An 11,979-nucleotide genomic window follows, 5' to 3' on the forward strand; every position below is an offset into this window, starting at 1 on the left:
CCCCGGCCTTTCAAGATCATGGAGCGGCGCGGCCGGTCGTGGGTGTCTCAATACGAGACAGCCCGCCGTCGCCGCGCGCGAGACGCCCTCGGTACGGTGAGCAGCGCCATGAGCACCGCCGAACTTCCTCCTGCCCTCGCCCCGCTCCGCCACGCCCGCGAACGATTCCTGACGGGACGCCCGCTCCCCGACGGTGTACCGGACGACGTCGTCGCCGCCTGGCGGCGCGCCCGGTTCTTCGGCGTACGGCCCGATCTCGACGGCTCCGTACGGGAGTCGGCTCACCCGGTCGACTCGCCCCTGCTGGAGGCGGCGCGTCCGGCGCTCACCCGGATCGCCCCGGCCCTCGACGCCGGACGGTCGGCCCTGGTGCTCACCGACGAACGGCTGAGGGTGCTGTGGTCGGCCGGCAGCGCGCCCGGCGACGACGCCTGCCGCGACCTGTCCGAGCGGGCGGTCGGCCCCAACAGCGCCGCGCTCGCCCTGCGCACCCGGAGCCGGGCCGAGGTGCACGGCCCCGAGCACTTCCTCGACGTGTGGCAGGACGTCTCCGCGGTCAGCGTGCCCCTGCTCTCCCCGGAAACGGGCCGGCCGCTCGGCACGGTCACGATCGCCTCCGGCCTGTGCCCCGGCTGCCGCCCGCACCCCGGCGCCGCCCTCGCCGAGGCGGCCGCCACGGCCGTGGAGACCGAACTGCGGGCACGCGCGCGTACCGCGGAACGAGCCCTGCTCGACGTCTACGAACGAGCCGCGCGGGGCCGCGACCGGGCCGTGGTCGCACTGGACGGCCGCAACCGCCTGATCAGCGAGGCGGCCGCCTGCCTTGCCTCGCCACAGGTGCTGGAGGCGCTGGAACGGAGCGCGAGGGCGTGGGGGAGGGGGAGCGGCAACGGCAGTGGGAACGACAGCGGGAGCGGGATCGACGAGCCGTACGGCGTCCCGCTTCCCGAGGACGCCGGGTGCACCGTCGAGATCACTCCGGTACGGCACGAGGGGCGCTCCGTGGGTCTGGTCGCCGTGCTCGAACCGCGTCCCGTGGAGCCGGCGCCGACCGCGCCACGTCCGGCGAGCGCGCTGGTGGGAGCCTCGGTGCCGTGGCGGCACGCGGTCGCGCGGGCGACGGCGCTGGCCCGGACTCCGGGGCCCCTGCTCATCATGGGCGAGCGGGGCACCGGCAAGACCACGCTCGCCCTCGAACTGCTCGCCGACAGTGCTCCGTTGGTCGTGGACGCGGCCGCGTCACCCGAACTCGGCTTCAAGGCCGAGCAGCCTGGCGAGACAGGGGTCCCGCCGGCCGAAGGCTGGGCGCGGGCCGGTGACCGTCCCCTGCTGCTGCGCCACGCCGAACGGCTGGCCCAGCCGGACGTCGCCGCCCTCAACTCCCTCCTGGACGAACACCCCGACGCCCACCTGATCGTCACCCACACACCCGGCACCACCCCGGGCCCCTGCCTCCAACGCCTCCTCGACACCCTCGGCGCCCGCTCGGTGACCCTGCCCGCGCTACGGGAACGCCCCGAGGACATCAGGGAGTTGCTGCCCGCCCTCGCGCCCGCTCCGGCCCCCGGCAGCCCGCCGCTGACCTGGACGCTGGACGCCCTGCGCGCACTGGAGGAGCATCCCTGGCCCGGAAACGTCACCGAACTCACCCACCTCGTCGGGGCGTTGGCGAGCCGACGGCGGTTCCACGGACCGGTGCGGCGCGGCGAACTGCCGGATCCCGTCCGGGAAGGACCCGCGGGACGCAACCTCAGCCCCATGGAACTCGCCGAGCGGGCCGCCATCCTGGAGGCGCTGCGCCGCCACGGCGGCAACAAGGCGCGCGCCGCGGCGGCGTTGGGGATCGCCCGGGCGACCCTTTACCGGAAACTGCGGGAGTATCAGGGGCGGGACGCGTCGACCACTCCGAAACCCTGACTGGATCGGCCCGAAGCCCGGATCGCTCCGGCCCCCTGTCGTCCCGGACCCCGAGGCTCAGCGTGCCCCCGTCCAGTTGTGCGCCACGTCGACCACGACCCGGTCGGGCGCCACCCACACCCGGAACGGCAGCCGTGCCCGGACGCCGAGCCCGAGCTGCGTGTCCCCTTCGAAGCTGCCGACGAACCGCGCGTCCCGGAAGGTGCGGTACCCGGTGAGGTCCACGCCCTTCAGCCGCTGGCCGGCCCGCACGGGATACGTCGGCCTCCCGGTGTCGACGTCGTAGGCGGGGGCGGCCACCCGTACCTCCAGGATGGCTCCGCCGCCGACGGTGACGCGGTTGCCCGAACCGTCCTGGTAGAGGCGGCTGACGTACCTGACGGAGTAGCCGAGACCACTGGTGCCCGCGCCGGGGACGTCGACGACCATGCGGTCGAAGCAGGCGTGCCGACCGGTCCTGACATCGGTCACCGACTCCGTCGTGCCGGCGGAGCGGGTCTTGGCGATGCTGCCCCAGCCGGTGGGACAGGCCGTCGCCTGGGTGGTGGTGGTCGTGGTGGCCTCGGCCGGGACCGCCGCCACGCCCAACGTGGCGGCCATGAGCGCGACTGCTGTCGCCCATGCGGTTGTGTTTCGTCCCATTTCATCCCCTAGAAGGGTGTGTGTCTGATATTAGGCAAGACATTCGGGTCGGCGGAATGGTTGCACCGTTCCGGAGTTCCTCGGTCCGGCGTGTACAACGAGCGGCGGCCGGTCGGGAACCCGCGCCGGACCCGGGTCGTTCCACGAAGGACGGCCGCCGCTCACGGGGGTCGCACACATGTCGGGGGGCGATGTGACGCGGTTGATCGTCATGGGCGGCGGGATCGCCGGTGCCGGAGCGGCTCTCGCGCTGCACAAGGCCGGCTTCGACGTCACCGTGTTCGAGGCGCACCCCGACTCCGCCGAGGACATCGGCGCGTTCCTGACGCTGGCCAGTAACGGGATGCGCGCCCTGGCTGAGATGGACGCCTCGGAAGCGGTCACCGCGATCGGCTTTCCCCTGACGTCGATGCGAGTCCTGGACGACACGGGGGCCGAGCTCGCCCAGGTGCCGCTCGGCGAGGCGGGTACCCCGCACCTGCGCTACCGATGCCTGCGGCGCGGCGACCTGAACGCCGCCCTCCAGGCCGAGGTCATCCGCCGGGGCATCGACATCCGGCACGGCAGGCGCCTCGTGTCGGTCGAGGACGGCCCGGACACCGTCACCGCCCACTTCGCCGACGGCAGCACGGCGACCGGCGACCTGCTCATCGGCGCCGACGGCCTGAACTCCACCGTCCGCCGGCTCATCTCCCCGCACACCCGGCCGACCTATGCCGGACAGCACGTCTACTACGGCTACACCGGCGCAGCGTCGGAAGCCGGCCGCCCCGAGACCATCACCATGGTGCGCGGCAGCTCGGTCGCCTTCGGGTACGCGGTCTCGCCCGAGGGGGAGACGTACTGGTTCGCGCGCGTCTCCGACGCACCCTTGGCCGCGGACGCCCTCGCCGAAGGCACCCCGGCCCGCCGGCGCGACCTCCTGCTCCCGCTGCTGCGCAAGGACGCCACCCCGGCCGCGGACCTCGTCGCGGCCACGCCCGACCGCCTCATGGTCACCAACGCCACCGAACTGCCCACCGGCACACCCTGGCGTTCGGGCCGGACCCTGATCATCGGCGACGCGGCCCACGCGGCGTCCCCGGCGACCGGGCAGGGCGCCTCGATGGCCCTGGAGGAGGCCGTCGTCCTCGCCAAGTCCCTGCGGGACGCCCCGGACACGGAGTCCGCGCTCACCCTCTACGAGAGGCTCCGCCGCCCCCGCGTCGAACACAACATCACCGTCAGCGGCAACATCTCCCGAGGCACCCCCACCCCGACCGCGGACCGGCCGGGCGACGACGAGCTCATACGACAGCTTGACTGGGACACCGACCTTTGGCAGCACACCCAGTAGCTGGCTCGCGCCACGAGTCCCGCGTCGAAAACCGATGGAGCGGCCAACCGGCGCAACCCCGGCACGCGTCGGCCCCTCATACAGGTCGAACCGACCCGGCCCCCGGACCGGGTTCGCGGAGAGGAGCGCCTGTTGGCCCGTCAGTTGTCCCGTCGACAGTTCGTCGTCTACTCGCTCGCGGCGACCACCCTGACCGTCGCGGCGCCGCTCGGCTGCGACGGCTCGACCGCCCAGGGCGCCGAGGAACCCGCGGACGGCGACCGCCGGGCGTCCGACGTCCTGGTCACCGGCACCGACGCGGAGATGCTGGTCCTGGAGGTCACCCCGGCCAACAAGGTCGTCGTGCGGCTGCCCCGCGTCGAGGTCGGCCAGGGCGTCACCACGGCCGTCGCCATGATGATCGCCGAGGAACTCGACGCCCGGCTCGCCGACGTCGACATCCCGCTCGCCGACGCCCGCAGTGAGGGCAACCAGTTCACCGGCGGCTCCAGCTCCGTCAGCTCGCTGTACGGCCCCGCCCGCCAACTCGCCGCGACCGCACGCGCCAAACTGGTGACCGCCGCCGCCCGCCGCTGGCACGTCCCCGCACGCACCCTGCGCACCCGGGACACCAGGGTCTTCGCACCGGACGGACGCTCGGCCACCTTCGGATCGCTGACCAGGAGCGCCGCCCGGATCACCCGCCCGACGGTCCCGACCAGGCCCAAGCCGGCGTCCAAGCACCGGGTGATCGGGCGGCCGACCACCCGGATCGACGCCCGCGACATCATCACCGGCAAGGCCACGTACACCGGCGACCTCACGGTGGCCGGAGCCAAGCCGACGGTCGTGGCCCGGCCGCCGACGCTCGGCGGGAAGGTCGTCTCAGTGGACTCCCGGGCCGCCCGCGCACTGCCCGGTGTCCACGAGGTCGTACGGATCGACGGTGGTGTCGCCGTGGTCGCGGACACCTTCCACCACGCCTTCCAGGCCCGGGACGCGCTCCGGATCAAGTGGGCACCCGGCCCCCTGGCCAACCTCTCCGACTCCGGGATCCGCTCCCGGCTGCGCGCCGCCGTCCCGAAGCTGCAGAACCCGCCCCCCGGATCGGCGCAGACCGAGGCCGAGTTCGAGTTCGCCTTCGTCAGCCACGCGCCCATGGAGGTGCTCACCGCCGTCGCGGACGTGCGCGCCGGGCGGGCCGAGATCTGGTTCTCCTCCCAGACCCCGACGTCCGCGCGCGAGGACATCGCCTCGGCGATCGGCCTGCCGGTGTCGAAGGTGCGGATCCATGTGGTGCGCGGCGGCGGCTCGTTCGGGCGGCGCCTGAACCACGACGCCGCGCTCGAGGCGGCCCTGATCTCCAAGAAGGCGCGCCGGCCGGTGAAACTGATGTGGAGCCGGGCCGACGACATCCGGCACGGCAGGATGCGCCCGGCGTCCCAGCACCGGATCCGGGCCAGCCACGACCGGGGCCGGGTGGTCGCCTTCGCCCACGCGATGTCCTCGGTCAGCGAATCCTCCGGGAAACAGGGCCTGTCCGCCCAGGGCGGCGTGCGCGCCGCCGTACGCGCCCCCGCGGCGGCCCCGCTCCCCAGCGACAGCGGCCTCTACAACTTCGGCCGCCTCTCCGGCGACTCGGGCTCGGTCGACCTGCCGATCCCGCTCGGCGCCTGGCGCTCGGTCGACTCCGGCACCGTGCGCACCGCCCAGGAGATCGTCGTCGACGAGATCGCCCGCGGCCTCGGCAAGGACCCGGTCGCGTTCCGCCGTACGACCCTGCGCGGCAAGGCCGTCAAGGCCGTACTGGACAAGGTCGCGAGCGCCGGGAAATGGGGCCGGACCATGCCGGCCGGGCACGCCCAGGGTGTCGCCGTCCACGAGGAGTACGACTCCGCCGTGGCCTGCCTGGTCGAGATCGACGCCGTCGACCCGAAGAACCCGCGGGTGACCAAGGTGGTGATGGCGGCCGACGTCGGAACGGCCGTCAACCCGCGCGGACTTCAGGCCCAGCTCATGGGCACCGCCGTCGACGGGATCTCCACGATCCTGCGCGCCGGACTGCACATCGACCGGGGCGCCGTCCGCGAGAGCAGCTTCGCCGACTTCCACTACGCCCGCCAGCGGCACGCCCCTCAGCACTTCGAGGCGCACATCCTGCCCTCCGACCGCGACCCCGGCGGAGCCGGGGAACTCGGCGTGCCCGCCGCGGCCGGCGCCGTAGCCAACGCCTACGCCCGGGCCACCGGCACCAAGCCGCGCCGCTTCCCGCTGAACTTCTGAGCCACCCGAAGAGAAGGTATTCGATGCCCTCCCACTCCTTCACCCTCAACGGGAAGCGGGTCACCGTCGAGGCACCCGCCGACATGCCCCTGCTGTGGGTGCTGCGCGACCTGCTGGACGTCACCGGCCCCAAGTACGGCTGCGGCGTGGGCGCCTGTCGCGCCTGCACCAGCCATCTCGACGGCGACGAGATCCAGCCCTGCGTCGTCCCGGTCGCCGACTGCGCCGGCCGCGAGGTCACCACCATCGAGGGCTTGGCCGACGGCGACCGGCTCCACCCGGTGCAACAGGCCTGGCTCGACTGCGACGTCGCCCAGTGCGGCTTCTGCCAGCCGGGCCAGATCATGGCCACCGCCGCCCTGCTGAAGAAGACACCCCGGCCGACGGACGCCGACATCGACCGGATCGAGAACGTCTGCCGCTGCGGCACCTACTCCCGGATCCGCGAGGCGATCGAAAGGGCGGCCGCCGGCCGCTGACCGGCCGCCTTCAGTACGCCCGGTGGCCGCCGTACGCTGAGGGCCGTGCACAACTCCATGGAAGGCCCGGGCGCCGCAGCGGCGCGGTTCACCGGGCTGCCGGTCACCGGTGAACGCCGGCTGTCCGGAACGCTCGCCGAAGTCACCCTCGACGGCGGGCGGGAGGTGATCGTCAAGCGCGGCGACGGCGACCGGGCCGCACCGGCCGAGGCGGCCGGACTGCGCTGGCTGGCCGAGACCGGCACCGTCCGCATCCCCGTCGTGCACGGCCACGACGAGCGGTGGCTGGTCACCGACCGGGTGGCGACCGGGCGACCCCGCGCCGAAGCGGCGGAGCGGTTCGGCCGCGAACTGGCCGCACTGCACGCCGCCGGCGCACCCGCGTTCGGCGCCCCACCGCCCGACGGCCCCGAGGACGCGTACATCGGCCTCGCCCCGATGCGCAACGTCACCGGCCCCGACTGGCCCCGCTGGTACGCCGAGCACCGCGTGCTGCCGTATCTGCGCCGCGCGGTCGACGAGGGCACGGTCCACCGCGCCGAGGCGCCGGTGTTCGAGGAGGTCTGCGAGCGGCTCCCCGAACTGGCGGGCCCCGCCGAGCCGCCCGCCCGGCTGCACGGGGACCTGTGGAACGGCAACGTCCTGTGGGGCGCCGACGGCCACGCCTGGCTGATCGACCCGGCCGCGCACGGCGGCCACCGCGAGACCGACCTGGCCATGCTCCACCTCTTCGGCTGCCCCCACCTGGACCGCGTCCTGGACGGCTACCGGCGGACCGCCCCGCTGGCCGACGGCTGGGCCGACCGCATCGCCCTGCACCAGCTCTTCCCGCTCCTGGTGCACGCCGTCCTCTTCGGCCGCGGCTACGCGGAACAGGCCCTCACCGCGGCCAGGACGACTCTGCGCACCGGCTGACACACGACGATTGACAGCGCACACGAACGATTGACGGCGCACGAACCATTGACTGTGCGCCGAACCCTCCCGACACTAGCCTGACTACGTAGTCATGGTGGCCGCCACAGAGCTGTCACTGCGCCTGACTACGTAGTCATGAGCCGATCAACCGATCAACCCGCCACCCCCCGGGAGCCCCCATGGCGACGACGATGACCGAGGTCGCCCGTGCCGCCGGCGTCTCCCAGAAGACGGTGTCGCGGGTCGTCAACGGCGAACCGCATGTCAGCCCGGAGGTCCGCGACCGCGTGCTCCGGGTCATCAGGGAGCTGGACTACCGCCCGAACAACGCGGCGCGCGCCCTGCTCCTCGGCCGCTACCGGCGGATCGGCGTCGTCTCCCTGGGCACCGCCCTGTACGGACCCTCGACGCTGCTCATCACCCTGGAGCGGGCGATGCAGCGGGCGGGATACTCCTTCGCCCTGGCGAGCACCCTGGAGGGGCAGCCGGTGTCCGTCGCCGTCGAGGCACTGCTGAAGCAGGGCGTGGACGGGATCGTGCTGTCCGAGCCCATCGACGACGGCACACCGCTCAGGCTCAGCGCGGACGTACCGGTGGTCAGCCTCGGCGAGGGCGTCGACCTCACGGAGGGCGTGGGCGCGGTCGTCGGCGCCGACGGGGTCGCGGCCGCCCGCATCGCCACCGAGCATCTGCTCTCCCTCGGCCACCGCACCGTCTGGCACATCCCCGGCCCGCAGAACTGGTGGGCCGCCCGCGACCGGCTCCGCGGCTGGCGCGAGGCGCTGGCCGCCGCCGGAGCCCCCGAACCGCCCCTCGCCACGGAGGGCGACTGGAGCCCGGCCGCCGGATACACGGCCGGCCGGCAACTGGCCCGGCTCGCCGACGTCACCGCCGTGTTCGTCGCCAACGACGACATGGCGATCGGCGCCCTGCACGCCTTCACCGAGGCGGGCCGAAGCGTCCCCGACGACATCAGCGTCATCGGCTACGACGACATCCCCGCCGCGGCCCACCTCTCCCCGCCCCTGACCACCGTCCGCCAGAACTTCACCGCCGTCGCCGACCGCGCCGTGGACCACCTGATCGCCCTGATCGAGGGCCGCCCCGAACCGGCCGAACCCACCGAACCGGCCGTCGAGTTGACCGTGAGGGCCTCCACCGGCCCCGTCCGCACCACGTGAGGAGTCACGTGTGTACACCCCCGCACGCCCCAACCGCCGCGCCCTGCTGCGCGCCGCCCTCGCCACCGGCTCCGCCGCCGCACTCTCCGCCTGCGGAGCCGCCGGCACCGCCGCCCTCACCTCAGGGAACGTCACCCTCGCCCTGTGGACCCACGACCCCGGCTACGAGGCCTTCTTCCAGAAGGGCATCCCGGAGGCCGACCGGCTGACCGACTTCCGCTACCACCTGAAGGTCACCCGCGCCGGCGCCGCCGACGTGGTCACCAAACTCCTCGCCCAGGCCGTCGCCGGGCGCGGCACCCCCGACCTGGTCGGCTTCGAGATCGGCAGCTTCCCGCGCATGCTGCGTGGCGACATAGCCGAACGCCTGCTGTACGACCTCACCGACGACATCGCCGCCGTACCCGGTCTGAAGGAAGACCTGCTGCCCGCCCGCACCGCCCCCTTCAGCCAGGGCGGCCGGGTCTACGCCCTCGACTCCGACACCCCGATGGTCGTCTACTTCTACCGCGACGACCTCTTCGACCGGTACCGGCTGCCCAAGGACACGGTCACCTGGGAGGAGTTCGCCGAACTCGGCGCCCGCGTCCACCGCGACCACGGCGCGTCGATGTGCGTCGTCTCCACCATCGGCAGCGACGTCGGCCAGGTCGTGCAGTCCTTCCAGATGCTGCTCTACCAGCGCGGCGGCGCCTTCTTCGACGCCGACCAGAACCTCGTCCTCGATTCGCCGGAGGCCGAGGAGGTCCTGCGCTTCCTGTGCGACGGGCTGCGCACCGGCTTCGTCATCGACGTCTCCGACTACTACGGCGCCGCGATGCAGACCGCCCTGAAACAGGGCAAGGTCATCGGGCTGCCCATGGCCATCTGGTACAAGAACTACGGGCTCGTGCCCAACGTGCCCGAGCAGAAGGGGAGATGGCGGGTCAAGGCGCTGCCCCGGTTCGCGGCGGGCGGCGCGGTCACGGCCGCCGCGGGCGGAACCGGCTTCGGCGTCATCAAGGACAAGGCCAACACACGCGCCGCCAAGGACTTCCTGTTCAACACCTGGCTCACCCACGAAGGCCAGGTCCGCCGCTTCACCGAGACCGGCTATCTGCCCACCCGCCGCTCGGTCTACGACGACCCCCGGCTGAGCGCCGCCCGGGACGACTTCTGCGGCGGACAGCGCCTCTTCCCCCTCTACCGCGAACTGCTGCCCCAGGTGCCCCCGTTCCACCAGAGCCCCGACCAGTCGATCCTCTACGACGTGCTCGCCGGCAACCTCCTGCGGGCCTACCACGGCGATCTGAGCCCACGTCAGGCCCTGAAACAGACCGCAGCCGACTTCCGCGACCAAGCCGGCCGTTAGGAGGACCCCACCATGACCACCGCCGTGGCCGGCCCGAACCGTGCCGCCCGGGACAGCGACCGCGCGGGCGCGACAGACCCCGTCCGCCGCCGCAGGCACTCCTGGGCCCCGTACCTCTTCATCTCGCCCTTCTATCTCCTCTACGCCCTGTTCATGCTGGTCCCCGTCGCGGTCTCGCTCTGGCTGAGCCTGACCGAATGGGTCGGACTGGGCACCCCGCACTGGGTGGGCCTGCGCAACTACCGGCTCCTCGCCACCGACATCAGCTTCCACCGCGCCCTGGGCAACACGGCCGTCTTCGTCCTCGTCGCCGTCTGCGTGGTCGTACCCCTCGCCCTGCTGATCGCCCAGGCCCTCAACACCCGCGGCCTGCGCGTCCGCGACCTGTGGCGCACCGCCTACTTCGTGCCCGTCGTCGTCTCCCCGATCCTCGTCGCGCTCATCTTCGGCCTCGTCTTCGACCGGCAGTTCGGCCTGGCGAACTCGGTGCTGCGCGCCCTGTTCGGCACCGGCGGCGTCGACTGGCTGGGCGATCCGAGCCTGGCCAAGGTGAGCATCGCGCTGGTGATGCTGTGGCGCTGGACCGGCTACCTCACCGTCTTCTTCCTCGCCGGACTCCAGAACGTGCCGAGGGAGTTGTACGAATCCGCTGCCCTGGACGGCGCCGGACGCCTGCGCACCTTCACCACCGTCACCCTGCCCGCCCTGAAGCCGGTGACCGCCTTCGTCATCGTCACGTCGTTCATCGGCGCGGCCCAGATCTTCGAGGAGCCCTACCTCCTCACCGGCGGCGGACCGGCCGAATCCACCCTCTCGGTCACGATGTTCATCTACCGGGCCGCCTTCCAGCGCCAGCAGTTCGGCTACGCCGCCGCCGCGGCCGTCGTGCTCTTCGTCCTCGTCTTCGGGCTGAGCCAGCTCGTCAACCGTCTCCTCGGCATCGGGAGGGCCTCATGACGCGCACCCGCATACCGCTGTACGGCGTACTTGCCCTGCTCGCGCTGGCCTTCCTCGCCCCACTGCTGTGGGCGCTGAGCGGCTCCTTCAAGCCGCGCGGCGACATCTTCGGCTACCCGCCCCGGCTGATCCCCGACCCGTTCACCCTCGACAACTACCAGCGACTGTTCTCCGGACAGCCGTTCTGGCGCTGGTTCCTGATGAGCACGGTTGTCGCCCTCACCGCCACCGTCGTGTCCGTCTTCGTCTGCGCCCTGGCCGGCTACGGCTTCGCCAAGTTCCGCTTCGCCGGCCGCCGCCTGCTGTTCGGCGTGATGTTCAGCTCGCTGTCCATCCCGTTCGCCGTGATCCTCGTGCCGTTGTTCGTGGTCCTCGTCAAGACCGGTCTGGGCAGTCCGTGGTTCGCGCTGATCGTGCCCTGGGTGGCGCCCGCGTTCGGGATCTTCATGATGCAGCAGTACATCGTGCAGTCCATCCCGGACTCCGTGCTGGAGGCCGCCCGCATCGACGGCGCCGGCGAGTTCGGGATCTTCCGGACCATCGTGCTGCCTCTGCTGCGCCCCGCGCTCGGCGCGCTCGCCGTCTGGCAGTTCCTCCAGAGCTACAACAGTTTCCTGTGGCCACTGGTCCTGGTCTCCGACAGCTCCCAGTACACCCTGCCGCTCGGCCTGCAGACCCTGTTCGTGTCGGAGCAACGGCAGTACGACCTCGTCCTCGCCGGAGCGGTCCTCGCCGTCGTGCCCGCCGTCGCCCTCTTCGTCGTGCTGCGCAAACAGCTCCTCGAAGGTCTGTCCACGGGCGCCGTCAAGGGCTGACGCCCCGGCCCCCCCCCCCCCCCCCCCCCCCCCCCCCCCCCCCCCCCCCCCCCCCCCCCACCCCACCCCCCCCCCCCCCCGCCCGGGGGTGTGGGGCGCCCCCCCCCCCCCCCGGGGGCGC

The 11,979-nt window shown here is 72.8% G+C and carries 10 protein-coding genes; 9 read left to right on the plus strand and 1 reads right to left on the minus strand.

The genetic code is table 11. The features are described 5' to 3' along the window. Positions 1-108 precede the first annotated feature (108 nt). Positions 109-1,917: a helix-turn-helix domain-containing protein gene (locus L0P92_RS19420; protein WP_234764036.1), complete on the plus strand. Its 1,809-nt coding sequence runs from the start codon at positions 109-111 to the stop codon at positions 1,915-1,917. 57 nt (positions 1,918-1,974) lie between these two features. Here L0P92_RS19420 and L0P92_RS19425 read toward each other — a convergent pair whose 3' ends face one another. Further along, a complete protein-coding gene (locus tag L0P92_RS19425) occupies positions 1,975-2,559 on the minus strand; it encodes an AMIN-like domain-containing (lipo)protein (RefSeq protein ID WP_443733162.1) in 585 nt (194 codons plus the stop codon). Positions 2,560-2,737: 178 nt separating this feature from the next. On the opposite strand from L0P92_RS19425, the gene L0P92_RS19430 reads away from it, so the two are divergent. The 8 genes from L0P92_RS19430 to L0P92_RS19465 all read left to right on the plus strand — a co-directional run bounded on the left by L0P92_RS19430 (position 2,738) and on the right by L0P92_RS19465 (position 11,858). Beyond that, on the plus strand, positions 2,738-3,895 hold the full coding sequence (locus L0P92_RS19430) for an FAD-dependent oxidoreductase (RefSeq protein ID WP_234764040.1): 1,158 nt from the start codon (positions 2,738-2,740) through the stop codon (positions 3,893-3,895). A 132-nt stretch (positions 3,896-4,027) separates the two neighbouring features. Next, positions 4,028-6,157 carry a xanthine dehydrogenase family protein molybdopterin-binding subunit gene (locus tag L0P92_RS19435; RefSeq protein ID WP_234764047.1) on the plus strand — a complete coding sequence of 710 codons (2,130 nt, stop codon included), beginning with the start codon at positions 4,028-4,030 and terminating at the stop codon, positions 6,155-6,157. A gap of 23 nt (positions 6,158-6,180) precedes the next feature. Further along, the gene (locus L0P92_RS19440; RefSeq protein WP_234764048.1) at positions 6,181-6,636 is read left to right on the plus strand and encodes a (2Fe-2S)-binding protein; all 456 of its coding nucleotides are present in this window, start codon (positions 6,181-6,183) and stop codon (positions 6,634-6,636) included. A gap of 57 nt (positions 6,637-6,693) precedes the next feature. Beyond that, positions 6,694-7,551: a fructosamine kinase family protein gene (locus tag L0P92_RS19445; RefSeq protein ID WP_234764061.1), complete on the plus strand. Its 858-nt coding sequence runs from the start codon at positions 6,694-6,696 to the stop codon at positions 7,549-7,551. Between the two features lie 182 nt (positions 7,552-7,733). Beyond that, a complete protein-coding gene (locus L0P92_RS19450) occupies positions 7,734-8,735 on the plus strand; it encodes a LacI family DNA-binding transcriptional regulator (protein WP_234764049.1) in 1,002 nt (333 codons plus the stop codon). A 10-nt stretch (positions 8,736-8,745) separates the two neighbouring features. Beyond that, positions 8,746-10,086, plus strand: a complete 1,341-nt coding sequence (locus tag L0P92_RS19455; RefSeq protein WP_234764050.1) for an ABC transporter substrate-binding protein — start codon at positions 8,746-8,748, stop codon at positions 10,084-10,086. A gap of 12 nt (positions 10,087-10,098) precedes the next feature. Continuing rightward, positions 10,099-11,043: a carbohydrate ABC transporter permease gene (locus L0P92_RS19460; RefSeq protein WP_234764051.1), complete on the plus strand. Its 945-nt coding sequence runs from the start codon at positions 10,099-10,101 to the stop codon at positions 11,041-11,043. Then, positions 11,040-11,858: a carbohydrate ABC transporter permease gene (locus L0P92_RS19465; RefSeq protein ID WP_234764057.1), complete on the plus strand. Its 819-nt coding sequence runs from the start codon at positions 11,040-11,042 to the stop codon at positions 11,856-11,858. Before L0P92_RS19460 ends, L0P92_RS19465 begins: the two co-directional genes overlap by 4 nt. Positions 11,859-11,979 lie beyond the last annotated feature (121 nt).

Origin of the sequence: Streptomyces muensis (assembly GCF_021474425.1) — a bacterium.
In the GTDB taxonomy this organism is placed as follows: Bacteria; Actinomycetota; Actinomycetes; order Streptomycetales; family Streptomycetaceae; genus Streptomyces; species Streptomyces muensis.

Coding starts and splice junctions, on each gene's coding strand:
- L0P92_RS19420 (WP_234764036.1), top strand. CDS start 109: ATGAGCACCGCCGAACTTCCTCCTGCCCTCGCCCCGCTCCGCCACGCC.
- L0P92_RS19425 (WP_443733162.1), bottom strand. CDS start 2,559: ATGGGACGAAACACAACCGCATGGGCGACAGCAGTCGCGCTCATGGCC.
- L0P92_RS19430 (WP_234764040.1), top strand. CDS start 2,738: ATGTCGGGGGGCGATGTGACGCGGTTGATCGTCATGGGCGGCGGGATC.
- L0P92_RS19440 (WP_234764048.1), top strand. CDS start 6,181: ATGCCCTCCCACTCCTTCACCCTCAACGGGAAGCGGGTCACCGTCGAG.
- L0P92_RS19445 (WP_234764061.1), top strand. CDS start 6,694: ATGGAAGGCCCGGGCGCCGCAGCGGCGCGGTTCACCGGGCTGCCGGTC.
- L0P92_RS19450 (WP_234764049.1), top strand. CDS start 7,734: ATGGCGACGACGATGACCGAGGTCGCCCGTGCCGCCGGCGTCTCCCAG.
- L0P92_RS19460 (WP_234764051.1), top strand. CDS start 10,099: ATGACCACCGCCGTGGCCGGCCCGAACCGTGCCGCCCGGGACAGCGAC.
- L0P92_RS19465 (WP_234764057.1), top strand. CDS start 11,040: ATGACGCGCACCCGCATACCGCTGTACGGCGTACTTGCCCTGCTCGCG.